The organism is Rhodoferax sp. AJA081-3 (assembly GCF_017798165.1).
Lineage (GTDB): Bacteria > Pseudomonadota > Gammaproteobacteria > Burkholderiales > Burkholderiaceae_C > Allorhodoferax.
In genome coordinates, this window is sequence record NZ_CP059068.1 from 1,806,403 (window position 1) to 1,831,272 (window position 24,870).

20 protein-coding genes and 1 tRNA gene are annotated in these 24,870 nt (G+C 61.0%); 12 read left to right on the top strand and 9 right to left on the bottom strand.

Annotation, left to right across the window (positions count from 1 at the left end):
* Positions 1–461 precede the first annotated feature (461 nt).
* Entirely contained in the window at positions 462–1,469 is a 1,008-nt protein-coding gene (locus HZ993_RS08400) for a DUF2804 domain-containing protein (RefSeq protein WP_209396997.1), read from the bottom strand.
* Between the two features lie 49 nt (positions 1,470–1,518).
* Positions 1,519–2,583, bottom strand: coding sequence for an aldo/keto reductase (locus tag HZ993_RS08405; RefSeq protein WP_209396999.1), 1,065 nt, complete (start codon positions 2,581–2,583; stop codon positions 1,519–1,521).
* A 110-nt stretch (positions 2,584–2,693) separates the two neighbouring features.
* On the opposite strand from HZ993_RS08405, the gene HZ993_RS08410 reads away from it, so the two are divergent.
* Both HZ993_RS08410 and HZ993_RS08415 read left to right on the top strand, forming a co-directional pair.
* Positions 2,694–4,853 carry a transporter substrate-binding domain-containing protein gene (locus tag HZ993_RS08410; RefSeq protein WP_209397001.1) on the top strand — a complete coding sequence of 720 codons (2,160 nt, stop codon included), beginning with the start codon at positions 2,694–2,696 and terminating at the stop codon, positions 4,851–4,853.
* 6 nt (positions 4,854–4,859) lie between these two features.
* Positions 4,860–6,578, top strand: a complete 1,719-nt coding sequence (locus HZ993_RS08415) for a sensor histidine kinase (protein WP_209397011.1) — start codon at positions 4,860–4,862, stop codon at positions 6,576–6,578.
* A 13-nt stretch (positions 6,579–6,591) separates the two neighbouring features.
* Here HZ993_RS08415 and HZ993_RS08420 read toward each other — a convergent pair whose 3' ends face one another.
* The 3 genes from HZ993_RS08420 to HZ993_RS08430 all read right to left on the bottom strand — a co-directional run bounded on the left by HZ993_RS08420 (position 6,592) and on the right by HZ993_RS08430 (position 8,565).
* The gene (locus tag HZ993_RS08420; RefSeq protein ID WP_209397014.1) at positions 6,592–7,197 is read right to left on the bottom strand and encodes a DUF1579 domain-containing protein; all 606 of its coding nucleotides are present in this window, start codon (positions 7,195–7,197) and stop codon (positions 6,592–6,594) included.
* Positions 7,198–7,288: 91 nt separating this feature from the next.
* A complete protein-coding gene (locus HZ993_RS08425; RefSeq protein ID WP_209397016.1) occupies positions 7,289–8,092 on the bottom strand; it encodes a helix-turn-helix domain-containing protein in 804 nt (267 codons plus the stop codon).
* A gap of 77 nt (positions 8,093–8,169) precedes the next feature.
* The gene (locus HZ993_RS08430) at positions 8,170–8,565 is read right to left on the bottom strand and encodes a hypothetical protein (RefSeq protein WP_209397018.1); all 396 of its coding nucleotides are present in this window, start codon (positions 8,563–8,565) and stop codon (positions 8,170–8,172) included.
* Between the two features lie 349 nt (positions 8,566–8,914).
* Here HZ993_RS08430 and HZ993_RS08435 point away from each other — a divergent pair, with 349 nt between their 5' ends.
* Positions 8,915–9,943 carry an acyltransferase gene (locus tag HZ993_RS08435; RefSeq protein ID WP_209397020.1) on the top strand — a complete coding sequence of 343 codons (1,029 nt, stop codon included), beginning with the start codon at positions 8,915–8,917 and terminating at the stop codon, positions 9,941–9,943.
* Positions 9,944–9,958: 15 nt separating this feature from the next.
* Here the strand turns inward: HZ993_RS08435 and HZ993_RS08440 are convergent, their stop codons facing one another.
* Entirely contained in the window at positions 9,959–10,798 is an 840-nt protein-coding gene (locus HZ993_RS08440; protein ID WP_209397022.1) for a hypothetical protein, read from the bottom strand.
* Complete coding sequence (locus tag HZ993_RS08445) at positions 10,779–12,593, bottom strand: acyl-CoA synthetase (RefSeq protein ID WP_209397024.1); 1,815 nt, start codon at positions 12,591–12,593, stop codon at positions 10,779–10,781. The genes HZ993_RS08440 and HZ993_RS08445 overlap by 20 nt, the downstream gene beginning before the upstream one ends.
* 25 nt (positions 12,594–12,618) lie before the next feature.
* Between HZ993_RS08445 and HZ993_RS08450 the strand changes: the two genes are divergently transcribed.
* The 9 genes from HZ993_RS08450 (at position 12,619) to HZ993_RS08490 (ending at position 22,988) form a co-directional block, all read left to right on the top strand.
* Positions 12,619–13,521 carry an alpha/beta fold hydrolase gene (locus HZ993_RS08450; protein ID WP_209397026.1) on the top strand — a complete coding sequence of 301 codons (903 nt, stop codon included), beginning with the start codon at positions 12,619–12,621 and terminating at the stop codon, positions 13,519–13,521.
* Positions 13,521–14,615 (top strand): patatin-like phospholipase family protein, encoded by a 1,095-nt coding sequence (locus HZ993_RS08455; RefSeq protein WP_209397035.1) that lies wholly within the window; start codon positions 13,521–13,523, stop codon positions 14,613–14,615. The genes HZ993_RS08450 and HZ993_RS08455 overlap by 1 nt, the downstream gene beginning before the upstream one ends.
* Before the next feature lie 84 nt (positions 14,616–14,699).
* Positions 14,700–15,804 (top strand): peptide chain release factor 2 gene (prfB, locus tag HZ993_RS08460; RefSeq protein ID WP_209397037.1). Its coding sequence is split into 2 segments (ribosomal slippage): positions 14,700–14,780 and positions 14,782–15,804, totalling 1,104 coding nucleotides; the frame shifts between segments, so codons are not numbered across the junction.
* Between the two features lie 34 nt (positions 15,805–15,838).
* Complete coding sequence (gene pepN, locus HZ993_RS08465; protein WP_209397039.1) at positions 15,839–18,547, top strand: aminopeptidase N; 2,709 nt, start codon at positions 15,839–15,841, stop codon at positions 18,545–18,547.
* Positions 18,548–18,563: 16 nt separating this feature from the next.
* A complete protein-coding gene (locus tag HZ993_RS08470) occupies positions 18,564–19,568 on the top strand; it encodes a class 1 fructose-bisphosphatase (protein ID WP_209397041.1) in 1,005 nt (334 codons plus the stop codon).
* Between the two features lie 30 nt (positions 19,569–19,598).
* A tRNA-Thr gene (locus HZ993_RS08475) sits at positions 19,599–19,674 on the top strand.
* 144 nt (positions 19,675–19,818) lie between these two features.
* Entirely contained in the window at positions 19,819–20,475 is a 657-nt protein-coding gene (locus tag HZ993_RS24340; RefSeq protein WP_245213878.1) for a PEP-CTERM sorting domain-containing protein, read from the top strand.
* Positions 20,476–20,722: 247 nt separating this feature from the next.
* Positions 20,723–21,394 carry a DUF2087 domain-containing protein gene (locus tag HZ993_RS08485; protein WP_209397043.1) on the top strand — a complete coding sequence of 224 codons (672 nt, stop codon included), beginning with the start codon at positions 20,723–20,725 and terminating at the stop codon, positions 21,392–21,394.
* Positions 21,381–22,988: an amidase gene (locus HZ993_RS08490; RefSeq protein WP_209397045.1), complete on the top strand. Its 1,608-nt coding sequence runs from the start codon at positions 21,381–21,383 to the stop codon at positions 22,986–22,988. The genes HZ993_RS08485 and HZ993_RS08490 overlap by 14 nt, the downstream gene beginning before the upstream one ends.
* Here the strand turns inward: HZ993_RS08490 and HZ993_RS08495 are convergent.
* Together HZ993_RS08495 and HZ993_RS08500 are read right to left on the bottom strand one after the other, a co-directional pair.
* Positions 22,985–23,278: a hypothetical protein gene (locus HZ993_RS08495; protein WP_209397047.1), complete on the bottom strand. Its 294-nt coding sequence runs from the start codon at positions 23,276–23,278 to the stop codon at positions 22,985–22,987. The two genes, HZ993_RS08490 and HZ993_RS08495, sit on opposite strands and share 4 nt — an antisense overlap.
* 81 nt (positions 23,279–23,359) lie before the next feature.
* Entirely contained in the window at positions 23,360–24,862 is a 1,503-nt protein-coding gene (locus tag HZ993_RS08500) for a tripartite tricarboxylate transporter permease (RefSeq protein WP_209397049.1), read from the bottom strand.
* Between the last annotated feature and the right edge of the window lie 8 nt (positions 24,863–24,870).

Genomic DNA, 24,870 nt, shown 5'->3' on the forward strand with positions numbered 1-24,870 from the left:
ACTCTTGGAAGAACCCTCACCCCACGTAGAAACCTTCACCGCGCCCGCAGTAAGACCGTGCTTGGCCGGTCCACCGCTGCCCGGCAGTGAGTCTTAATCCCCGTTTTGCCCGGTCACCAGTTGATGCACTGATCGACCTCATATTGAAGGGGCGGTTGTGCAGCCAGATCCCAGTCTGGATCGGCCGTAACACCCTCACCGACATGCGCATCGAAGTCATCCCACAAAGGTGGCGCGCGCCGGGAACACATGGCCGGTATGGAGAAGGAAAATCGCTGTCCACTACTTCCGCTCTGCGTCTTTTCCAGCCTTGCGTATAAAACAACCCGTCTGCACTGGCGTTTCTTACAGCGCGATAGTGCCGACCCTGCCCACCCAGCCGATGCGCGGGTCCGATACTTTCACCGAGCGCTTGTTCACCATGCGTCAGCTGGACGACTGCCTGCGATAAAGACACCGGGCTACCAGCGGGATTGGTGGTCTTCTGTCACCCCCACTAGTGCATGAACCTGCCGCGCTGTGGCGTTGGGTGATGTTTTCACGGTCCCGCTGAAGCTGCCTATGGGCTGAATGTAGTAGCTGGCTGCCACCAACAGGTTCTTGCTTTGTTGGCGGGCGCCTTCGGGCTGAAACCGCAGGGCTAGCAGGCCGTCGTCGGTGTGGATGTCCCAAGGTGCCAATGGGGCCTTGGGCTCAAAGTCAAAATGCGCATTGTCCAAGGGAATCAACTCACCATCCAGCCACAGCGCATTTTCATGGTTGCCAAAGTAGCCCTGTTGCAGATTGAAACCCACGCTGGGTGAATGGGCCGAGGCCCAGCGCCACTGGGTATCGCGGGCCAGCAGGCCATTGGAGTAATCAAAACTGGCCACGCCACCGCCAAGGTCAAAGGTTTTTCCGCCCGCCCTGACCTGGCCGCTTAACGACAGCGCCGACGATTTCACCGTGGAGTGGGCACAGCCACCCTGGCCAATGGGACCAATGGCGCAGAGGAACGGTGGTGCCTGCGCGCTGTCCAGCTCGGCATCCATCTCCAGATCCTTGCCGATACAGACGTGCAAGCGGTAGCGGCTGCCTTGCAAATGCTCATAACGCATGCTGCTGCCGATATGGCGAAACCACGTCACCGCTCCGTGTGTGGGGCGGTCACTGACCTGTGCGGTCAGGCCGGGCAAACCATCTTGGGAATAATCGACGAGCAGCTTCTTTTGCTGACGGTCAAAAACATAGGCAAAGGCGGTATTGGTCCAACCAAGGTCCACAATGGCAAGCCCTACAAAACACTGCTCCGTGGCCATGGCAACGTAGTGCCAGCGCTTGTGGTGAAAACGCTTCCACAAAGCCGAGCGTTGGAAGGCGCCTTGCAGACCCGACCAATCGACGTGTGCCGGGTTTCCGGTGTAACGCCCGGTAGCGGGGCTGCCGTCCAACACCACGGTGGGCGGAGCAGGAGGGAGAACACCATTCATTCTTTGACCCATTCGATTTGCGCAGACACTTTATGCAACACCCCCCGGACTAAAAAGCAGGATCCCGCATCTCCAACCGAATCGCATCAATCGCCGCCAACGTCTCAGGCGCCAGCGTCGTACCAAACGCGTTGATATCCTCATCCAACTGGGCCACCGAAGTCACCCCAATGATGGTGCTGGCCACCTGCCATTTGGTGTAACAAAACGCCAGCGCCAGCTGCGTGGGTGTCAGCCCCACCGACTGCGCCAGCGCGTTGTAGCGCCGGGCGGCGGCCAGAGACTGCGGGCGGCCCCAGCGTTGTTTGCGTACCGATTCAAAGCGGGCAATACGCGCCTCCTGCGGCGCGTTCGGCCCCTCGGTACCCGATGCGTCGTATTTGCCCGTCAACAACCCAAAGGCCAGCGGTGAATAGGCCAGCAGGGAAACGCCCAGTCGGTGCATCGTTTCATCCAGCCCATTCTCCAGCCCCCGGCTGATCAGGTTGTAGACGTTTTGCACGGTGGCGATGCGTGGTAGGCCATGTTGCTCGGCCAGGTGCACCATTTCATGCACGCCATACGGCGTCTCGTTGGAAAAGCCAACCGCCCGCACCTTGCCGGCCTTGACCAACTGGCCCAACGCTTCCAACTGGGCATGAAGGCTGGTCACTGCGCTGTCGTCCGCGGGCTTGTAGTACAGCCCGCCAAACATGGGCACCGAGCGATTCGGCCAGTGGATTTGGTATAGGTCGATCACATCGGTCTTGAGCCGCTGCAGACTGCCATCACACGCATCGATGATGTCCTGCGCCGACGTGTCGCCCTTGCCGCCGCGCACCCAGGGCATCCCGCGCGAGGGGCCGGCCACCTTGGTAGCGATGGTGAGCTTCTGACGCAGGCCCGGGCGCTCGGCCAGCCAGTTGCCCATGATTTTTTCAGTGGCGTTGTAGGTCTCGGCGCGGGCCGGCACGGCGTACATCTCGGCCGTGTCCAGGAAATTGATGCCACGCTCCACGGCGCGGTCCATTATGGTGTGGGCGGTGGGCTCATCCACCTGTTCACCAAAGGTCATGGTGCCCAGGCAGATGGGGGTGACGTGTAGGCCGCTGCGGCCGAGTTGTACTGTTTGCATGTTGTATCGACGGTCTTGGTATTGGGGTTTCCCGGGGCATTCTTGCATGTAGAAGCCGTATAGTTGTTTACCATGGAAAACGTCAATACCCACGCAAGGGGCACCCTCGGATGCTGAAGCAGCACGGCTTGGCGCTTGGTAGGGCCTGGTGGGCCTGCCTGTTGCTAGCCGCCGCCATGCTGCTGCCGACCGTACACGCCGCAGCGGGCGCGGGCATTCCCCTCACCACGGAGCAAACCGCCTGGCTGGACCACAACAAGGCGCAGACCTTTACCGTAGGTTTTGACCCGTTTGGCGGTGTCGACAGTTTTGAGTTGCGTGGCAAGCGCCACGGCTTTCTGCACCTGCTGCTGGCTGATATCCACAAACAGACAGGGCTGCGCCTGGTCCCGGCCAATAGCTCCGACTGGGACGACGCCTACAGCCGCTTTGTGGCCGGCAAGATCGACATACTCTACGGTGCCAACCCGACGCACGAGCGCGAGAAGATCATGCGGTTTACCGCACCCGCGCAGCGTTACCCCTATGTGGTGTTGGCCCCCAAGGCAGGCAACGTGCAAACTCTGAGCGAGCTCGATGGCAAACGCCTGGGTGTGATCGCCAACGACTTTGTGCTGGAGGCCCTGCCCCGCTTTTACCCCAACATCCACTTCAAACCCCTGGTGTTTTCTGACCAGAACCTGGCCCTGGCGGCACTCACCCAGGGCAGCATTGATGCATTCGTGACCTCGGGCGGCGGGGTGGAGGTGGAATACCTGGTGGGCAACCCAGAGCTTGCGGTGATGGCTCAGCTGCGGGCCATCACCTCCGACATGACGCTGGCCGTGCTGCACAAGGATGCGATGCTGGCCAGTATTCTGGAGCGTTACCTGGACCATAACCAGGACAGCATCACCACCATGGCCCGCGATGCCCGCAAGATCTACAACCGCAAGGCACTGCGGTTGTCCGATGCCGAGCTGGACTGGCTGGACGCGTCCAGTGAAGCCGTGGTGGGCGTCGCCGAAGACTACCTGCCGTTTGACTACTACAGCAACGGCCGCTACCTGGGCATCGCGGGTGAGTATTTCCGTGCCATTGCAGACACCGTTGGCATCCGTTACACGGTGGTGTCAGCGCCGTTTGCCAACATCATGGACCAGGCCCGCGCCGGCAAGGTGCACGTGGTGGACATGGCCAAGACCGAAGACCGGCTGCGCGACTTTGTGTTCCCCCACCCCATCAGCCAGGAGCGCGATATTGTGGTGGGACTCAAGACCAGCCCACCGGTGTCGGACATCTATGCGCTGGATGGATTGCGGGTCGCCGTTATCGAAGGTTTCTGGCACGAAGAGTACCTGCGCAAGAACCTGCGCGACCCGCGTATTGTCAAGACGCAGGACATCATGGAATCCCTGCAAAAGGTGCGCAAGGGCGAGGCCGACTACCTGATAGAAAACCCGACCGTGGCCGAGTTTTATATTAACGGACTGGGTTACCAGGACCTGGTCAAACGGGGCAACACCTCCAGCGACTCGTTTGTCTACTTTGGTGTGAGCCGCACCCAGCCACAGCTGGCCAGCATCATGGACAAGGTGATTCCGCTGCTGTCGTTTGAAGAAATGAAGTACCGCGGCGTGCAGGGGGTGCCCACCCTGACCAACGAGAGCACTGGCCGCCTGCGCTGGATCGCCGGGCTGCTGAGCCTGGCCCTGGTGGCCATTGTGGTGGTGACCGCCGTTACCGCCCGCAAGCTGACCAACGAACGCCTGACCACGCAGTTTCTGCGCGAACGCGAAGAGCTGCTCTACACCGACACGCTCACCGGCCTGTTCAACCGCAACCACTACAGCCACCATGCCGATGCGCTCAGCACCAGTCTGGGCTTTCCGCAGGCGGTGGTAGTGGCCGACCTGAACAACCTGAAACGCACCAACGACACCTACGGCCACGCCGCCGGTGACCGCCTGATCCAGATGCTGGCCGAGGCTGCCCGCGCCCATTGGCCCGCAGCCAAGGGCTACCGCATGGGGGGTGATGAATTTCTGTTCCTGGTGCCGCTCACCGATGCCCACGCCTCTGTGCAACAACAGCTCGAAGCCTTTCAGACGCGCTGCGCCACACTGACCCACACCCTGCCCGACGGCACGCCCATGCACCCCAACAGCGCCTTGGGTTACGCCTTGCGTTTGGACAACAGCAACACGCTCGACCACTGCCTGGCCACCGCAGACGCACGTATGTATGCGATGAAGGCCAGCCAAAAAAAGCGGCGCACCGATGTGGGGTAACAGCATATGACAGCAGAGACACCGTTTTGGCACCGCATGGTGTGGGACGAGATCGAGTCGGTGGTTTCCAACGCCGATGTGCTGGCGCTGCTGTTTGCCTGGCAGGCGCTGCCCCGGCGCAATGCCGACCTTCCCGACGTTGACGACTTCGCGCTGCACCGAGAGCCGGTGGCAGAGCCATTGCGCTTGTACGTCCCCAAGGTCATGGTGTTGGACGCTCTGGACGATGGCGACTTCAAATACTTGCACTACGGCGTAGAGATCAGCCGCCACAGCCAGATCAACATGACCGGTAAACGGGTCTCCGAGTTTGGCGGTGTGCTGGCACCCTTTTTCCTGGACTGTTACCGCAGCGTGCAGGCGCAACGAAGGCCCCTATACACCTTGCACTACTCGGACCGGGCGTCTTCGGTGTTTACCTGGGAGCGCCTGATACTGCCGCTGCAGCGCGCCGATGGTGGGCTGACACTGGTCGTCTACAACCAGCCCTTGGAGATGCGTGCCCACCTGCTGGATGCGGTGCTGGATGGCAGCCACGATGCCATCTTGGCGCTGCGGCGTGTGGTTGGTGAAGTACCGGGGCGCACCGACTGGATGGTTTTGGTAGCCAACAAGACGATGTGTGAACTGGCCGACGCAGGCACCGCCAAGATAGAAGGCCGGCCAGTGGCCCAGGCACTTCCCCGCTGGCAGGCGCTCGGGTTTGCGGACCTGTGCGAGCGGGCGCTTGCATCGGCGCACGAACTGGAAGAAGAACGCTTTATTGCGGCGCACCCAAGCCTGGATGGCGAGGGGCGCTGGTTTTCGGTCTACTGTGCCCCCCTGCAAGAGGGCTGCCTTGTGCGCTTGAGCGATATCACCGAGGCCAAGGTCCGGGAGCAACAGCTGGAAAAGCGTGTTGCCGAGCGCACCGAGGAGTTGAGCAATATGCTTGCGCTGCTCAAGCGGTCTCAGGAAGAGCTGGTCGATTCAGAAAAGCTGGCATCACTGGGCTCTTTGGTGGCGGGGGTGTCGCATGAGCTCAACACCCCGATTGGCAACGTACTGATGCTCTCCAGCACGCTGCAAGACCGCGTGGCCGAGTTCAGTGACCTGGTGAACGGCACTGAATTAAAACGCGCCGAACTGCAACGGTTTCTGTCGTTTCTGGGCGAGGTCAGCGCACTGCAGGTCAGCACCATCCGCAAGGCTGCCGACCTGATCACCAGTTTCAAGCAAGTCGCGGTTGACCAGACCTCTCAACGGCGACGCGACTTTCTTTTGCACGACGTGGTGGAGGATGTGCTCAACACCCTCGGCCCCACCATGAAGAAATCCAGCGCCGTCCAGATCCGCAACGCCGTGCCGTCCAACATTGGCTGCGATGGCTTCCCCGGCCCCCTGGGCCAGGTCATTACCAACCTGGTGCAAAACTCATTTACCCACGGCTTTACCGGCGGGCCCGATGACGCCATCACGCTGCAGGCAACACTCGACGCGGCCAGTGGCTGGGTGCACCTGCAAGTGATGGACAACGGCGTGGGCATGGAGCTGGGCGTGGTGTCGCGCATCTTTGACCCCTTCTTCACCACCCGCCTGGGGCAAGGCGGGTCGGGCCTGGGCTTGGCCATTTCGCACCGCATCGTGACCTCGCTGCTGGGTGGCAAATTAACGGTCGAATCCACACCCGGCCAGGGGAGCTGCTTCACCGTGGCGTTCCCGGCCAAGGCGCCCACGCAGCTTTAGACCAAGCGGCGTTTTATGGCGTCACAGGCTGGGCCGCCGGCCAGTCGGTATCACCGGTGCGTTTGAGCGTCATTTCGATGATCTGGCGCGGCGGCTGGTCTTTGGCCAGGTAGTGCCCCACTTCGCGCCACACGCCATCTTCAATGGTGATGGTGTAACGCACGGTGGCGTTCGGCCCGGCCGCCAGCTCCCATACCACACCGTTGGGAATGGACTCCATGCGGTAGTTGCCGGACCGGCCCTGCGCATAGGCCTTGAAGTCGTACGCACCGGTCTTGGCATCGGCCGACACCGTGCCAAAGGCGTTGAAGGCCAGCGAGCCGTCGCTCTTGTAACCCCGCCCCTCTATCACCAGCACATCGCCGTTCAGCATGGAGCCCACCCGTTCGGTTTGGCGCACCGTGTAGGGCTTGCCATCTGGCCCCACACCCTTGGCGTCGCCCACCCAGGTGCCTTTGAGGATGTCGAGCTTGCGCATCAACGTATTGGGTGCTGCCGCGGCCTCTTGGGCGGTAGCGGCGCCACCCCACAACAACAGGGTGCAGGCCAGCCATACGCTGCCCGCCATCCGTGCGGTATGTGCCAAAGCCATGCTGCGTGTGTTCTTGATCTTCATCATCTTGAAAGGTCCTGGTGGATGGGAAAGCCCGAGCTTACGCAATCGCGGCCCGCAGGCATTGAAGATTTCGGACAAGTGGGCGGCAAAAACTTCAGCCCGCACCCTGCAGCTCCACCACATTGGTGTGCTGGATCTGGCGCAGGTACTGGTGCAGCAGCTGCGGCGTCATGCCAAAAACCGTACGCAACTCGCGCGAAAAGTGGGCTTGGTCGGAGAAGCCGTGGTCAACCGAAATGCCCGCCACCCCCGACGGCGCGTGCAGCAACAGATCGGCACAGGCCCTGCGCACCCGCCGCAAGCGGGAAAAGACCTTGGGCGTCAACCCCACCTCAGCCACAAAGCGCCGGCGCAGCTGCCGTTCACTCAAGCCGAAGGACTCCAGCAGCGCACCGAGCGGCGCCTCCCCCTCGCTCTGAATCAACAAAGCCACCAGCTTTTGCACGGCGTCATCTAGCACGTGCGTATGCTCGGCACGGTCTGCAAACAGCTGCCCTGCCTTGGCGGAGAACTCGACCAACGACTCTGGCAAGGGCGACAGGCCTTGCTGCACGGCTGCATAAACATCGGGCAATAGGGCTTGCAGCGGCATGCTCTTGTTAGCCACCAGCGCCACATCCAATCCCAGAAAAGCGCGCACCGCGCCCGGCTTGAGCCGGATGCCGCGGTAGCGAACCCCCCTGAAAACCGGCACCCGCAGCGCCACGGCACAGGGCCCCGTCAGCGATGCATACATCTGCCCACCCGGACCGGGTTCGACCAGGGTCAGGTTGCAGGCGCCATCTGGCATCACCACATGGTCGATTTGCGCGGGGCCGCCGTTGGAGACATCGAAGGCCCAGAAGCGGTCTACGAAGTCGCTCAGGGCCAGGGGTGGGGGTTGTTCTTCGTAGTGCATGGGAGAGCCGGACTAGACGGTGTGCGGAGAGGGATGAAATGCTTGATATGGTCAGTTAACAAACCACTGTGGTCCATCTAACCGCCGATTCCAATTCCTAGCGTATATCGGACACGTTTGGCTCGGTCACATAGTTCTTCGCGGTTTTCATTGAGATTCACCCCGACGCTCCATGAGCGGATCTCTTCGCCTGTGTACGCAACTTCCCGGTATACGCCCCCATGGTGTGTCGATACTTCATACGCCAAAAAAGGCTCCCCATCTTCAATCATGAATCTATAAGTGACAGTGTCTACAAAATTATGCAATTCGATCGGCTCTTCACTGTAAAACGTTGCCAAATCGATTTGAATGTGAAGGTCTCGCGCTGACTGAATAAGCTTCTGTAGTGCGCCCGCATAGGCGAGCTCCGATGGAACGACGAGATTCGACATTGTTCCTATAGAAACAATAGATTTTGGGCGGTTAGTCATAGACGAGTTTTTTCAGGTAGCCACTTGCAGAATCATTCGTGGCGCTCGGTCACAACTATAGAGTGTGAGACCGTAAAAATCGGGACCACTCGCGCCTCCCGCAGAGCTTGGGTCAGTGGTCCCCGCCGATTTGTGGGCGTTTGACACTATGAGGCGGGGGCCACTGACCCAAACTCTGCCGCCCGCCACACAAAATCACTTCAATTTTAATAGCTACTCAGGTCCATCCGACGGGGGCTAGAGGCCAATTTACCTTAAGAACTTCCGTACAAACAGCTCACAGCGGCACACCCCGTGTTAGCATCCCCGCGCCCTGCCACCGCCAGCCTCCCTGCCACCCTCCCCCCTTATGTCCCCGCTGAACCGCGACGACAACCGCTTCGACATCCTGCGCCTGTTCGCGGCGTGGCTGGTGTTGTTCAGCCACTGTTATCCGCTGGGTGGGCGCGGCGGCAACGAGCCGTTGGCCAGCGCGCTGGGCATTGACACGCTGGGTGGCGTGGGGGTGGCTATCTTCTTTGTGCTCAGCGGCTACTTGGTAACGCTGTCGCTGGAGCGCAGCCCCAGCCTGTTTGAATTTGCTCGGCGCCGTGCGCTGCGCATCTACCCGGCGCTGGTGGTCATCTGCCTGCTGTGTGTGCTGGTGCTGGGGCCGCTGATGACGACCTGGCCGCTGGCGGCGTATTGGTGGCACACGGTGACATGGACCTATTTACAGACGGCCAGCGCCTGGGTCATCCACTACCCGCTGCCGGGTGTGTTTTATGCCAACCCGCAGCCCATCAGCGTGAACGGTGCCTTGTGGTCATTGCCATATGAGATCACCTGCTACGGCGTGCTGGCGTTGGCCAGCCTGTTGCCGGGGCCGCTACGGATCAAGGTACCGCTGTTGGGTGCCGCGCTGTTGGCGCTGCTGTTGCTGCGCCCGGTGGGGCCACAGCTGGGTGTGTTTGATCTGTTTCTGGGCATGGACTACTACCACGGCAAGCTGGGCCTGCTGTTTGCGCTAGGCGCGGTGTTTGCCTGCTGGCGCACGCACATTCGACCCCTGTTGTGGCCCGCGCTGTTTCTCTTGGTGTTTGCAGTGTTCTTGCCCAAATCAAGCAGCTGGCAACTATTGGCCTACCTGCTGGGCGTGGGTACGTTGACGCTGTGGCTGGCCCTGTATGCACACTGGCTGCCGCGGGTGCCGGCGCGTGTGGGCGACTGGTCGTATGGCGCGTATCTGTATGGCTTTCCGGTGCAGCAGGTGCTGGCGCACTACAAGCTACACGAGGCCAGCTTTACGGCTTATGTGCTGGCCAGCACCGTAGTCACATTTGCACTGGCCGGGCTGTCGTGGCACCTGGTGGAGAAGCAGGCGCTGCGCTGGAAGTAGCTCCCGCGCCGCGTCTCAATCACCACCGCCGCAGCCGCCGCCGCCTCCCCCATCTCCGTCACCAGAGCCGCCCGCGTCGCTGGACGAAGATTCGCTGCCGCCAAAGCTGCCGGCGTCGCCAGCGGAGCCTCCGTCTGCACCGCCGCCATCACCAAAGCTGGTGCCGCAGTAGTCGCCCGAGCCGCTTTTGCGGTCGATGTCGCTGCAATCCGGCACATAAGCAAAGCCGCCGGCAATGGCGAATTTTTTGTCCAGCGCAAACAGCAGGGGCAGGCGGGTGGGTTTGCGCGGGTTGATGCTTTCTTCTTTGCAGGCCCAGTACCAGGTGCGGCGCAGGCCGTCGTTGCGCTTGGGGTCGCGGCCCAGCACCTCGGCGGGTGTGTGGTGCATCAACTTGCCAAAGGCGGCGCTGCACCAGGCTTCATACGCGCGGGTGTGCAGGATGAACTCGTGCCAGGCGGCATCCGCCACCTGCGACGGCATGGCCACAAACTGGCGCTGGCTGCGCAGGTGGGCCATGAAGAACTGGCGCAGGCCATGCAGCACCAGCTCCACATCGCGCGCACCCAGTTGCGGGTACTGCGCACGCAGCTTGGCACCCAGAAAACGCGGCAAGGTGGACTCGCGGATGAACTGGCGGCGCAGGCTGGTCTCCCAGGCCCGCAGCGCCATGAACAATATGAAGCCCAGAAACACCGCGCACACCAGCATCACCCCAAACATGCGGCCCCAGGGCCGGTTGGCGAGCACCAGCAAGGGCAACACAGGCACCACCAGCCATTTGCTCCAGTCCAGCCAGCCGATACGCCGCACCAGCGTGGGCTTGAATGTGGACTTAAGCGCGAGCGGCTGCATAACGCTCTTCCTCTTGCAGGCGCAGCACGCGGCGCTGCACCTTGCCAGTGGTGGTCATGGGCAGGGCGTCAACGAACTCAATCTCCTTGGGGTATTCATACGGTGCCAGCAGACCTTTGACGTGGGTCTGCAGTTCCGCCACAAGATTTTCACGAAATTGGTCCCTAGCCCCCGTATCACTTGCATACTGCGCTACAAAATCAGGAGCAATGACCACATACGCCTTGACCAGGGCGCCCCGTTCGGCGTCGGGCTTGGGCACCACCGCCGCGTTGGCCACAGCCGGGTGTTTGACCAGGCAGTTCTCGATCTCGCCCGGGCCTATGCGGTAGCCCGCGGCCTTGAACACGTCGTCGCTGCGGCCCTGGTACCACAGGTAACCGTCGGCATCGCGCACGGCCATGTCGCCGGTGCGGCACCAGTCACCGGTGAACTTGGCCTGGGTCGCCGCGTTATTTTTCCAGTAGCCCAGAAAGAAAATGGGGTCGGGCTGGCCATTCACGTCAAAACGGTTCAGCGCAACGTCGCCCGGCACGCCCACGGGGCATTCGTTGCCCGCATCGTCTATCACCTGCACGCGGTGGCCGGGGTAGCCCATGCCCATGCTGCCAGGTTTGGACGGCCACAGCGCGTTGCAGTTGCCCACGATGTAGTTGATCTCGGTCTGGCCAAACATCTCGTTGGGTTTGACGCCCAACTGCTGCTCACAATAGGCAAACACGGCGTCGCCCACGGCCTCTCCCGCGCTCATGATGGCTTGCAGCTGCAGATGGAACTGCTGGCGCACGGTACGCTGCGGCGTGCCGGGAAAGGCCTTCATCATGGCCTTGAGCGCGGTGGGGAACAAAAAGGTGTGGGTGACGCCGCAGGCTTGCATCAGCTCCAGCGCAGCCTGGGGGCTGAAGCGCCCGCGGTACGCCACGATGGGGCGGCCAAAGTACAGCGTGGGCAAGAGTGCGTCCATCAACCCGCCCGTCCACGCCCAGTCCGCGGGGCTCCAGAACACGGCTTGCGAGGTCGACTCGGCGGCATTTGGGTCAAAGCCAAACCAGTTCTGGCTGGCCACAAAGCCCGGCAGGTTGCCGATGAGCGCCCGGTGCGCCAGCAGTGCACCCTTGGGATTGCCGGTGGTGCCGCTGGTGTAGATCAGGATGGCGGGGTCGTCGGCCAACGTATCCACCGGGGTGAAGTGGGTGCTGAATTGGGCCAGCGCGTCGGCAAACTCACAATCTGCATGGCCTTGCACGGCATCCGGTGCGCCCACCCCCATAACGGTGCGCAATGTGGAGCAGTGTTTGCGGGCCAGTTGCAGGTCGGCCAGCGCGGTGCTGTCGGCAATGGCCAACACGGCCTCGCTGTCCTGCAGGCGGAACTCCAACGCGTCGGGCCCAAACAACAGCGAGAGCGGCATGGCCACCGCCCCCATTTGCAATACGGCCATGTAGGCCACCGCCGTTTCAAAACACTGGGGCATCACGATGGCCACGCGGTCACCGCGCTGCACGCCCTGGGCCACCAGCACGTTGGACAGGCGGTTGGCCTGCTCCTGCAGCAAGGCGTATGAGTAAAAAGTGCTATCAGCCCCCGTGGAATATGACTGTATAGCTATGTTTTCAGTAGCATCCGGCAAAGCAGCCCAGCGGGCACAGCACACCTGGGCAATATTGAAGTGTTGGGGCACGTCCCACGCAAAGCTGCCGTGTACACGGCTATAGGCCGGGGGCACGCCGCCCAAAGATGCAGAAATTTCCCGACTGGTGGTTTTGTATTTGTCGCTGTGCTGACTGACTGGCATCCACTGCCTCCGTATGATTGATCAAATGTACCAAGTCAAAAGAAAATTCCGTAGCGAGTTTGTCCCTATACGCAATCTGCAGTACCACGTGCAAATTTGGGGCCAACCCTCTCCCGACAAGACCCCGCTGGTCATGGTCCACGGCTGGATGGACGTGGCGGCCAGTTACCAGTTTGTGGTGGACGCCTTCAAAGACGACCACTACATCATTGCGCCAGACTGGCGCGGTTATGGCAAAACCCCGTCGGGGAACGTAGACAACTACTGGTTCCCCGACTACATGGCCGACCTGGACTTTCTGCTGGACCACTATTCGCCCGACCAACCCGTCAACCTGGTCGGCCACAGCCTGGGCGGCAACGTGGTGATGCTGTACGGCGGTGTGCGCCCCGAGCGCATCCGCCGCCTGGTCAATCTGGAAGGTTTTGGCCTGCCCGCTACCACGCCCGACATGGCGCCCGGCCGTTATGCCAAGTGGATGGACGAGCTGAAAAAACTGCACCGCGGCGAAATGGACCTCAAAGCCTATGACGCCGTTAGCGGCGTGGCCCGCCGCCTGATGAAGACCAACCCCCGCCTGAGCCAGGACAAGGCCGACTGGCTGGCCCAACACTGGGCCGCCGAAAACGCCGAAGGCAAATGGACCATATTGGGCCAGCCTGCGCACAAGGTCATCAGCGCCCACCTGTACCAATCGGAAGAGGTGCTGGAGCTTTACCGGCGCCTGAGCATGCCGGTGCTGGCCGTGGAAGCGTCTGACAACAGCCTGGACTTGTGGTGGAAAGGCAAGTTCACGCTGGAGCAGTACCACGAGCGCATCAAGAATGTGCCGAATGTGGAGATCGGCTTCATACCCGATGCCGGCCACATGATGCACCACGACCAGCCGGAGGTTTTGGCGGGCTTGATCGAACGGTTTATCGCCTAGTGGCTGCACCCCTGGTCAACCTGGCCCTGCAGGGCGGTGGCTCCCACGGTGCCTTTACCTGGGGCGTGCTGGATGCGCTGCTGGACGACGGCCGCGTGGCGTTTGAAGGCATCAGCGGCACCAGCGCAGGTGCCATGAATGCAGTGGCCATGGCCCACGGGTTCGCCCAGGCGCAGGGCCAATCGGCGCTGGCCCAGCGCGAATCGGCACGTGCATCACTGGCCGCCTTCTGGGAGGGCATTGTGGACATGGGTGCGGTGTCGTCTTCCGTTGCCCAGGCCCAGCGCGCGCCGCTGGACATCCTGTTCGGCGGTTTTGGTGCACTTACTGGCAACCGCCAGTCGCCCAGCCAGTTACTCAGCGATGCGGTAACCAGCTTTTGGGCCAGCAGCGTGTCGCCCTACCAGAGCAACCCGCTGGACATCAACCCTCTGCTGCAATTTCTGCACAAGCAAATCGACTTTGAGCAACTGGCGGCATTCCAGGACCTGAAGCTGTTTGTAGTGGCAACCACCGTGACCACCGGCAAGGCGGAGGTGTTTTCCGGCAAGCGGCTCACGGCCAAGGCCGTCATGGCCTCAGCCTGCCTGCCCACCGTGTTCCAGGCGGTGGAAATCGACGGTCAGCACTACTGGGACGGCGGTTACGCCGGCAACCCGGCCATCCACCCGCTGATCTACCAGTGCGAAAGCCGCGACGTGGTGCTGGTGCAGATCAACCCCATACAGCGCGAGAAGCTGCCCACCACGGCCGCCGAGATCATGGACCGCATCAACGAAATCACGTTTAATGCCGCGCTGATGGCCGAAATGCGCGCCATAGATTTTGTCAAACGCCTGCTGATGCAGGGCAAGCTGGACCCCACGCGCTACAAAAACGTGCTGATGCACCGCATCGACGGGGGCGAAATACTGGGTAGTTATCCCGCATCCACCAAATCCGCGACCGACGCCAAGCTGATCCACACCCTGCGCGACCTGGGCCAGGCATGCGCCAAACGCTGGCTGGCCAGCCACTTTGCGTCGCTGGGCCATGCTTCAACGGTCAACATCGCGCGCGACTACTTGGACGATCTGCGCGTACCGGGGCGCTAAACCAAGCCTAATTGGCGCTCTTTAGCGATGTCCCACCTAAAATGCTGGGTTATTCCCCGAATTCACGCATAGGACAGCACCATCATGGAAGCAGAACGCATCAACCTCATCGGCACCCAACTCACGGACCTGAGCGCAAGGACCCAAGAGTTACGGGGGTATCTTTGACTACGATGTCAAAGCCGAACGCCTGCGCACCGTTGTTGCATCGCTAGAAGACCCCACCGTCTGGAACGACCCCAAACGTGCCCAGGAACTGGGCAAAGAGAAAAAAGCGCTGGATGGCGTGGTGGTCACCATCACCGAGCTGGAAACTGAACTCAGCGACAACCTCGAACTGTTCGAGATGAGCAAGGAAGACGGCGACGAGGCCGGCCTGATGACGATTGAGGGCGAGACTGCCAAGTTGGCCGCCATCATCGAAGGGCTGGAGTTCCGCCGCATGTTCAGCAACCAGGCCGATCCGCTGAACTGCTTTTTGGACATCCAGGCCGGCGCAGGCGGCACCGAAGCCTGCGACTGGGCCAGCATGCTGCTGCGCCAGTACCTCAAGTACGCCGAGCGCAAGGGCTTCAAGACCACGATTGAAGACGAAACCGCGGGTGACACCGCCGGTATCAAGGGCGCCACCATCAAGATCGAAGGCGAATACGCTTTTGGCCTGCTGCGCACCGAAACTGGCGTGCACCGCCTGGTGCGCAAGTCGCCGTTTGACTCGTCGGGCGGGCGCCACACCAGCTTTGCCAGCGTGTTCGTTTACCCCGAGATCGACGACTCCATCGAAATCGAAATCAACCCCAGCGATGTGCGCACCGACACCTTCCGCGCATCGGGCGCTGGTGGTCAGCACATCAACAAGACCGACTCGGCCGTGCGCCTGACCCACATCCCCACCGGCATCGTCGTGCAGTGCCAGGACGGACGCAGCCAGCACAGCAACCGCGACGTGGCCTGGAAGCGCCTGCGCAGTCGCTTGTATGACTTTGAGCTGCGCAAGCAGCAGGAAGCCCAGCAAAAGCTGGAAGACACCAAGACCGACGTGGGCTGGGGCCACCAGATCCGCTCGTACGTGCTGGACAACAGCCGCATTAAAGACCTGCGCACCAATGTCGAGGTATCTGCTACGCAGAAGGTTTTGGACGGCGATTTGGACGTCTTCATCGAAGCCTCCTTGAAACAAGGCGTCTAACGCTTTTTCACCACAAGAATTTCTGGAGAACCCCATGCTGCAATTCCGAGATAACGAAGGCGCCCCCACCGTCATCAACCGGGCCGACTACACGGCGCCGGCCTACCGCATTGACACGGTAGAGCTGACCTTTGATCTGGACCCGGCCAAGACCCGTGTGCTGAACAAGATGACGCTGCGTCGCAACCCCGACGTGCCAGCCCAGGCGCTGAAGCTGGACGGCGAAGAGCTGAACCTGGCGCGTGTGCTGGTCAACGGCCAAGGCACATCCTTCAAGATGGATGGCGAGCGCCTGGTGCTGGAAAACCTGCCGGAGGGCAACGAACCCTTCCAGCTGGAAATCTTCACCACCTGCGCGCCGGTCAAGAACACCAAGCTGTCGGGCCTGTACACCAGCAACGATTCGTTCTTCACGCAGTGCGAGGCCGAGGGCTTTCGCCGCATCACCTACTTCCTGGACCGCCCGGATGTGATGGCCATGTACACGGTCACGCTGCGCGCCGACAAGGCCAAGTACCCTGTGTTGTTGAGCAACGGCAACCTGGTGGACAGCGGCACGTTGGAGGACGGCCGCCACTTCGCCAAGTGGGTTGATCCGCACAAGAAACCGTGTTACCTGTTCGCGCTGGTAGCGGGCCAACTGGTGGCACGTGAACAGCGCATCACCTCCCGCGCGGGCAAGGACCACCTGCTGCAGGTCTTTGTGCGCCCCGGTGACCTGGACAAGACCGAACACGCGATGAATTCGCTGATGGCCTCCGTGGCCTGGGACGAAGCCCGCTTCGGCCTGCCGCTGGATCTGGAACGCTTCATGATCGTCGCCACGGCCGACTTCAACATGGGCGCCATGGAGAACAAGGGCCTGAACATCTTCAACTCCAAGTACGTGCTGGCCAACCAGGCCACCGCCACCGATGTGGACTTTGCCAACATCGAAAGTGTGGTCGGCCACGAATACTTCCACAACTGGACCGGCAACCGCATCACCTGCCGCGACTGGTTCCAGCTGAGCCTGAAAGAAGGCCTGACCGTGTTCCGCGACCAGGAATTCAGCCAGGACATGTGTTTTGAGCCCTCGGCACGCGCTGTCAAACGCATCGAAGACGTGCGTGTGTTGCGCACCGCCCAGTTCCCCGAAGACGCAGGCCCCATGGCCCACCCGGTGCGCCCGGACAGCTACATCGAGATCAACAACTTCTACACCGTCACCATCTACGAAAAGGGTGCCGAGGTGGTCCGCATGATGCAGACCCTGGTGGGCCGTGACGGTTTCGCCAAGGGTATGAAGTTGTACTTTGAGCGTTTTGACGGCCAGGCCGTCACCTGTGACGACTTTGCACAGAGCATGGCCGATGCCAACCCGAGCTCCAGCCTGGCGCAGCTGCTGCCCCAGTTCAAGCTCTGGTACAGCCAGGCCGGCACACCCCGCCTGTCTGCCCGCGGCAGTTTTGATGCGGCTGCGCAGACCTACACGCTGCAGTTCACACAAAGCTGCGCCGCCACGGCCAACCAGGCCACCAAACAAGCCTTTGTAATCCCGGTGCTGCTGGGCCTGGTGGGCAGCAACAGTGGTGCGGCCTTGCCACTGACCGTGCAGGGCAGCAGCGACGCCGCCGCCGACAACCACCTGTTTGTGATGACCGGCGACACCGCCAGCATCACCTTCACCGGTGTGGCAGAAGAGCCCGTGCCCTCCATCCTGCGCGGTTTCTCCGCGCCTGTAGTGCTGGATTTTGACTACAGCGACGCCCAGTTGCTGACGCTCTTGGCCAACGACCCCGATCCATTCAACCGCTGGGAAGCCGGCCAACGCCTGGCCCTGCGCAGCGCTATCAATGCGATAGTGGATACATCAGCATCCACGGGGGCTAGCGTGCTAAATGACGCATACCTCTCGGCCATGCGCAGTGTGTTGCGCTCGCCCCAGCTGGACGCTGCGTTCAAGGAACTGGTGCTGACACTGCCGGGTGAAACCTATATCGCAGAGCAGTTGGACGTGGTCGACCCCCAACGCATCCACGCCGTGCGTGAGGCCATGCGCCTGCAGATCGCCACCGGCCTGCAAGCGGACTGGGAATGGGCGTTTGATGCCCACCAGGACAACGGTGCCTACAGCCCGGACGCTACCTCGGCCGGCCGCCGCGCACTGGCTGGCATGTCCCTGAGCTACCTGTGCCTGGCCGCCACCCAGAGTGGTGACGCGGTCTGGCCTGGCAAGGCGCTGCAGCGTTTCAAGGACGCTGGCAACATGACAGACCAGGCCAATGCGCTGCAGGCTCTGGTGACCAGCGGCCACGCATTGGCTACACCGGCCCTGGCCCGCTTCCACGCCATGTTCAAGCACGAAGACCTGGTGCTGGACAAGTGGTTTGCACTGCAAGCCGGTGCGCCAGACCGCGGTGGCAATGTGCTGCCCGCCGTGCGCCAGCTGATGACACACGCCGACTTCAACATCCGCAACCCCAACCGTGCGCGCAGCGTGATCTTTAGCTACTGCAATGCCAACCCGGGCGGCTTCCACCGCGCGGATGCTGCGGGTTATGTGTACTGGGCCGAACGTGTCATCGAGCTGGACGGCATCAACCCCCAGGTCGCCGCCCGCCTGGCACGTGCGCTGGACCGCTGGAAACGCCTGGCCGAGCCCTACCGCAGCGCCGCCCGCGAAGCCCTGGCCCGCGTGGCTGCGAAGTCAGACCTGAGCAACGATGTACGCGAGGTCATTGACCGCGCCCTGGCGGACTGATTTCACAAGGAACACTATGGCATCCAAAATATCACTCACCCGCTACCTGGTTGAAGAACAACGCGTAGACGGCTCCATCCCCGCCCAACTGCGCCTGCTGCTGGAAGTGGTGGCCCGCTCCTGCAAGAGCATCAGCCATGCCGTCAACAAGGGCGCCTTGGGTGGTGTGCTGGGCACGGCCGAGAGCGAAAACATCCAAGGTGAAGTCCAGAAGAAACTGGACATCATCTCCAACGAAGTACTGATCGAAGCCAACGAATGGGGCGGCCACCTGGCAGCCATGGCATCGGAAGAAATGGAAGGCATCTACCTGGTGCCCAACCGCTACCCGCAGGGCGAATACCTGCTGCTGTTTGATCCCCTGGACGGCTCCAGCAACATCGATGTGAATGTGAGCATTGGCACCATCTTCAGCGTGCTCAAAAAGCCCGAAGGCGCGGGTGTCTCGGAGCAGGACTTTTTGCAGGCCGGCTGCAAGCAAGTGGCCGCTGGCTACTGCGTCTATGGCCCCCAAACCACGCTGGTGCTGACTGTGGGCAGCGGCGTAGCCATGTTCACACTGGACCGCGAGCAAGGCTCGTTTGTGCTGACGCAAGAGAAGATGCGCATTCCCGAGGACACCAAGGAATTCGCGATCAACATGAGCAATATGCGCCACTGGGACGCCCCGGTGAAGCGTTATATCGACGAGTGTTTGCAGGGCAAGGACGGCCCCCGCGGCAAGGATTTCAATATGCGCTGGATTGCCAGCATGGTGACCGACGTGCACCGCATCCTGACCCGCGGCGGCATCTTCATGTACCCCTGGGACAAGCGTGAGCCCGAGAAGCCCGGCAAGCTGCGCCTGATGTACGAGGCCAACCCCATGGCCTGGCTGGTTGAACAGGCGGGCGGCGCTGCCACCAACTGCAGGGAGCGCATTTTGGATATCGCGCCCGGCAAGTTGCACGAGCGTGTCAGCGTGTGCCTGGGTTCCAAGAATGAAGTGGAACGTGTGACCCGTTACCACGTGGAAGGCTGAGGCACCAACGGTATAATTTTTGACTGGTTAGCCGCTTTAGCTCAGTTGGTAGAGCAGCTCCTTCGTAAGGAGAAGGTCGACAGTTCGATTCCGTCAAGCGGCACCACAGTACAGAGCCCTGGTATTCATTTATCGGGGCCTTTTTATGTACGCAACGCACGGCCGCAAGCTGCTACTAGTCCATATGGACTATTGCCGCACCAGTGGGTGGCTGATAACGTCAGAATGTATCTTCAGAACACCTTCGACCATGAAAATCTCCCATTTCGCCCAGGCTGTTGCGGCCCTCACCTTCGTTTTCAGCGGTGCGGCCAATGCCACCATTCCATTGTCTGGTGAATACTCCGTTACTTCATTTGCCAGCGGCGTGGGTGCTAACACCTGGCAGTTTGACTACTCGGTGACAAATAACAACCAGGGCATGGGTGGATTTACTGGTCTGGACGGCTTCACGATTTTCATTCCAGAATCGGCGACCGTCATTGACTCAACATCGCCAGCCCCATTTAATGGAGCGCCAGGCTTCTGGTCTGTCTCCATCGGCACCGGACTGGACCTTCAGGGCAATGGTTCGGCAAGTCTGTTTGCACCCGCCGGATTCAAGTCGTTTACCTGGTGGGGTAGCGACCCGTCTTCTGTCTATACCGTGGGATCCACTGCGGTGTTCAGCGTCACGCTGGGTAATGTCAGCGTCGGCAGCAACACCGTGGGCATCACCACCTACTTTGGCGGCTTGGTGCCAGCGCAGGAGCATACTCAAAACCAGTGGGGCAACTACTCCACCATCATTGGCAAATTCACATCCCCCGTATCTGCGGTACCTGAACCCGAAACCTACGCCATGATGCTGGCCGGCCTGGGACTGATCGGTGCCATTGCCCGCAGAAGGCAGCAGCGCAAAGCCTGATACGGTTGACGCGTTGGCAGCACAAAGGCGACTTCGGTCGCCTTTGTCATTTTTGCCATTGGGTTTTTCAGTGGCTACAATCGCGCCAGGGTCAGCAGTTCACCCAGGCGTTGCCAGAGTCTTGTTTGGACTCACGCTAAACCTGATTGGTAATCGCAAGTACGCATCAAAAAATCTTTTGTGTGCCTACGCTGCAAGTGGCAACCCCAGCACTCTTGACAGAGTCAACGGCGCACGAGGAACTTTGATGACTCGCATGCTTTTACCCCTGTCCATCGCGGACATTTCTTCCTTTGCGAAGACGCTCAAATCAGACTTGGACGCACGCGCCGACCAGGGCCAACCGCCACCCAGCCACCTCGAACTGCTCAACCTGCTGGCCCGTGCGGCTGGCATGCGCAACTTCCAACACTTCAGAGCCACGGTGGAAGCCAGCCCCACTGCAGTGCCGGACGCCCTGCCAGCCCCTGTACAAGCCACCGATGATAAGGCCACGCCAAACTTGGGCAGCTTGTCCCCTACCGTACGCAAAACGCTGATGCAATTTGACACGGCTGGCCGCCTGGTGCGGCTGCCCAACAAGTTTTCCGTGCAGCAGATGGCCATGTGGTGGATGTGGACGCAGTTTGCAGTGCGGCGCAAATACACTGAGAAGGAAGTGAACCAGGTGCTCAACGCCCACCACACCTTTGGTGACCAGGCCACGCTGCGGCGTGAACTGGTCAACATGAAGTTGCTGGGGCGCAAATCCGATTGCAGTGAATACTGGAAAGAACCCGTGCGACCCAATGACGAGGTTCAGGACTTTCTGCGTACCCTGCGCCAGGTCACCGCGGGCGCACAACCCACCAAAGCCTTGACCGCGTTGAGTACGCGGACCCGACCCACCCACCGAGTAAGTACCCATGCAACGACGTGAATTTGTAGAACTGATGGCCCTGACAACAAGCGCGACCATGGCAACCCAATCATTCGCCAAAACCCCCGGTGTGCCTTTCGACGTGGCGGAGAAGTCGGTTGTCGAATTACAAGCTGCCATGGCAGCGGGCCGCACAACGGCGCAGCAACTGGTTCGCCTCTACCTGGCGCGCATAGCGGCGGTCGACAAGGCGGGACCGAAACTGAACGCCGTGATAGAGCTCAACCCCGACGCACTGGCCATTGCCAAGGCGCTGGATGCAGAGCGCAAGGCCAAGGGTCCACGCGGGCCTTTGCACGGCATGCCGGTGTTGCTCAAAGACAATATTGCCACTGCGGACAAGATGCAGACCACGGCCGGCTCCCTGGCCCTGGTGGGTATGAAGCCACCGCGGGATGCAGCACTGGTGACCCGCCTGCGCGATGCCGGTGCGGTGATCCTGGGCAAAACCAATCTGTCGGAGTGGGCCAATATCCGCTCCACACGTTCCACCAGCGGTTGGAGTGCGCGTGGTGGCTTGACACGCAATCCCTATGCACTGGACCGCAATACCAGCGGCTCCAGTTCGGGATCGGGTGCCAGCATGGCGGCCAGCCTGGCTGCGGTCGCCGTGGGCACCGAGACGGATGGCTCCATCACTTCGCCCTCGTCCATCGCTGGTCTGGTGGGCATCAAACCCACCGTGGGCCTGGTCAGCCGCGCCGGCATCATTCCCATTTCTCACTCGCAAGACACGGCAGGCCCCATGGCCCGCACCGTGGCCGATGCTGCAGTATTGTTGACCGCCATGGCCGGTAGCGACGGGCGTGACCCTGCCAGTGCACCTGCTGACCAGAAAAAGGCTGACTACACCCGTTTCCTGAACAAAGATGGACTCAAAGGTAAACGCATCGGCGTGGTCCGCGCACAAATAGCCAGCGCCAATGACCGCGTTGCAGCCGTTGTGCAAGCGCAGTTGGCCGTGCTGACGGCGCAGGGCGCAACACTAGTGGATGTGGATGACGTGCCCAACAGCGACAAATACGGCGAGTCCGAACTGACCGTGTTGTTGTACGAGTTGAAGGCCGACATGGCCGCTTACTTGGAGGACTACGGCCCCAATGCCCCCATCAAAACCCTGGCCGATGTCATTGCCTTCAACGAGAAACACCGCACACAAGAAATGCCGTTCTTCGGCCAAGAACATTTCATCCAGGCGCAGGCCAAAGGCGGACTCGACAGCCAGGAGTACCGGGACGCACTGGCAAACAACCACCGGTATGCCCGAGCAGAGGGTCTGGACCAGGTCTTGCAGCAACACCGGCTGGATGCCCTGGTAGCACCCACCGGCGGGCCTGCTTGGCTGACGGACCTGGTCAACGGGGATGCGCCCGGCGGCAGCTTCACATCGCCTGCGGCCGTAGCCGGTTACCCCCACATCACGGTGCCCTGCGGCACGGTGCACGGCTTGCCCATTGGATTGTCTTTTGTAGGCGGCGCCTGGTCCGAAGGGCCCTTGATTGCGATGGCCTATGCCTACGAGCAGGCCAGCCTGCAACGGCGACCACCCACCTATGTGTCGTCACTCAATCCGAAAGCTGCATCCCACCGTTAACTGGCGTGTAACCACTGCGCTTCGGGCAATGCCCTGAGGAAGGCAGCCACCGACTCCAATGCGCCGTGTTCTGCGGCCCACTCGATGTGTTCGGCCAGGCGCAGAGTTTTGAGCGGAGCCGGCGTGCTGTCCCAGGCTTCCAGAATCAAGGGCAGGGGTGGCTCCCAACCCAGCGCCGTACGCTTGCGGTTTGGCAGCATCTCAAACAAGGCGTTCCAGCTTTGGGGCATGGGGCACACCCGGTTGTTCCCCCGGCAAAAGGCAATCAGACTCTGTGGCGTTTCTGGCATGGCCTGCACTCCCGGACCTAAAACTGCTTTATCGGCCCAGGAGCGCCCCATGGGTATTGCTGTAAACCCTCGCCGCCGGGTTTAATCTTCCTGGAATGCCTCTTCCCGCTTCTTGCGCAGATTGGGGCTGAGCACCACCATCATGGCCACGGCGGACAGTGTCAGCATGGTCGCGCTGATGGGGCGCTGCACAAACACCATGGGGTCGCTGTGTGACAGCAGCAAAGCCCGGCGCAGGTACTCTTCCATCATCGGTCCGATGATGAAGCCCAGCAGCATGGGTGTTGCCTCGCAATTCAACTTGGCGCAGATGTAACCCAGCAAGCCAAACAGGGCCATCAGGTACACATCGAACTCGTTGTTGCTCAGACTGAACACGCCAATGGCGCAGAACATCAAAATGGCCGGGTACAGGCGGTGGTAAGGCACCGTGATCATCTTGACCCACAGGCCAATCATCGGCAGGTTCAGCACCACCAAAAAGAAGTTGCCGATCCACATCGACACGATCAGGCCCCAGAACAACGCGGGCTGCTCGGTCATCACGGCCGGGCCGGGTTGAATGCCCTGAATGATCATGGCACCAATCATCAGCGCCATCACCGGGTTGGACGGAATGCCCAGCGTCAGCATGGGAATGAACGACGTCTGCGCACCGGCGTTGTTGGCGGCTTCAGGGGCCGCAACACCTTCGATGGCGCCTTTGCCAAACTGTGCCGAGTTCTTCGATACTTTTTTCTCGATCGAATAGGCTGCAAACGACGCCAGCATGGCCCCACCACCCGGCAGAATGCCCAGCGCCGATCCCAGCACCGTGCCCCGGAAAACCGGCGCAACGATGCGTTTGAAGTCGTCCTTGGTCAGCATGAGCCCGGAAACCTTCTTCATCACCAGGTTGCGGGTTTCGTCATGTTCCAGGTTGCGGATGATTTCACCAATGCCGAACATACCCATCGCCACAATGACGAAGTTGACACCGTCCGCCAGTTCCGGCACGTCAAAGGTGTAGCGCGCCGTACCCGAGTTGACATCGGTGCCGATCAGGGCGAGCAACAGGCCGAGGATGACCATGCCAATCGCGTTCAACATCGAACCACTGGCCAACACAACCGATGCCACCAGCCCCATCACCATCAGGGAGAAGTATTCGGCCGGTCCAAATTTGAGCGCCAGGTCTGCCAACGGCGGTGCAAACAGTGCCAGCAACACGGTCGCAACGGTGCCGGCAACAAACGAACCGATGGCCGCTGTCGCCAACGCCTTGCCTGCCTGGCCATTGCGCGCCATTTGGTAACCATCGATCGCCGTCACTACCGAGGAGGATTCCCCTGGCAGATTGACCAGGATGGCGGTGGTTGAGCCGCCATACTGCGCGCCGTAATAAATGCCCGACAACATGATCAGCGATGAAATGGGCGGCAAGCCAAACGTGGCCGGCAGCAGCATCGCGATGGTGGCGACCGGACCCAATCCGGGTAACACACCTACGGCGGTGCCGACAAAAACACCGACCAGGCAATAGAACAGGTTGGTGAGGGTGAAGGCGGTATCAAGGCCCAAGGCCAGATTGCTGAATATTTCCATATCAATTC

Bases quoted from the DNA above. Each gene is read 5' to 3' on its own strand.
- HZ993_RS08400 (WP_209396997.1), bottom strand. From the start codon at position 1,469: ATGAATGGTGTTCTCCCTCCTGCTCCGCCCACCGTGGTGTTGGACGGC.
- HZ993_RS08405 (WP_209396999.1), bottom strand. From the start codon at position 2,583: ATGCAAACAGTACAACTCGGCCGCAGCGGCCTACACGTCACCCCCATC.
- HZ993_RS08410 (WP_209397001.1), top strand. From the start codon at position 2,694: ATGCTGAAGCAGCACGGCTTGGCGCTTGGTAGGGCCTGGTGGGCCTGC.
- HZ993_RS08415 (WP_209397011.1), top strand. From the start codon at position 4,860: ATGACAGCAGAGACACCGTTTTGGCACCGCATGGTGTGGGACGAGATC.
- HZ993_RS08420 (WP_209397014.1), bottom strand. From the start codon at position 7,197: ATGATGAAGATCAAGAACACACGCAGCATGGCTTTGGCACATACCGCA.
- HZ993_RS08425 (WP_209397016.1), bottom strand. From the start codon at position 8,092: ATGCACTACGAAGAACAACCCCCACCCCTGGCCCTGAGCGACTTCGTA.
- HZ993_RS08430 (WP_209397018.1), bottom strand. From the start codon at position 8,565: ATGACTAACCGCCCAAAATCTATTGTTTCTATAGGAACAATGTCGAAT.
- HZ993_RS08435 (WP_209397020.1), top strand. From the start codon at position 8,915: ATGTCCCCGCTGAACCGCGACGACAACCGCTTCGACATCCTGCGCCTG.
- HZ993_RS08440 (WP_209397022.1), bottom strand. From the start codon at position 10,798: ATGCAGCCGCTCGCGCTTAAGTCCACATTCAAGCCCACGCTGGTGCGG.
- HZ993_RS08445 (WP_209397024.1), bottom strand. From the start codon at position 12,593: ATGCCAGTCAGTCAGCACAGCGACAAATACAAAACCACCAGTCGGGAA.
- HZ993_RS08450 (WP_209397026.1), top strand. From the start codon at position 12,619: ATGTACCAAGTCAAAAGAAAATTCCGTAGCGAGTTTGTCCCTATACGC.
- pepN (WP_209397039.1), top strand. From the start codon at position 15,839: ATGCTGCAATTCCGAGATAACGAAGGCGCCCCCACCGTCATCAACCGG.
- HZ993_RS08470 (WP_209397041.1), top strand. From the start codon at position 18,564: ATGGCATCCAAAATATCACTCACCCGCTACCTGGTTGAAGAACAACGC.
- HZ993_RS24340 (WP_245213878.1), top strand. From the start codon at position 19,819: ATGAAAATCTCCCATTTCGCCCAGGCTGTTGCGGCCCTCACCTTCGTT.
- HZ993_RS08485 (WP_209397043.1), top strand. From the start codon at position 20,723: ATGACTCGCATGCTTTTACCCCTGTCCATCGCGGACATTTCTTCCTTT.
- HZ993_RS08490 (WP_209397045.1), top strand. From the start codon at position 21,381: ATGCAACGACGTGAATTTGTAGAACTGATGGCCCTGACAACAAGCGCG.
- HZ993_RS08495 (WP_209397047.1), bottom strand. From the start codon at position 23,278: ATGCCAGAAACGCCACAGAGTCTGATTGCCTTTTGCCGGGGGAACAAC.
- HZ993_RS08500 (WP_209397049.1), bottom strand. From the start codon at position 24,862: ATGGAAATATTCAGCAATCTGGCCTTGGGCCTTGATACCGCCTTCACC.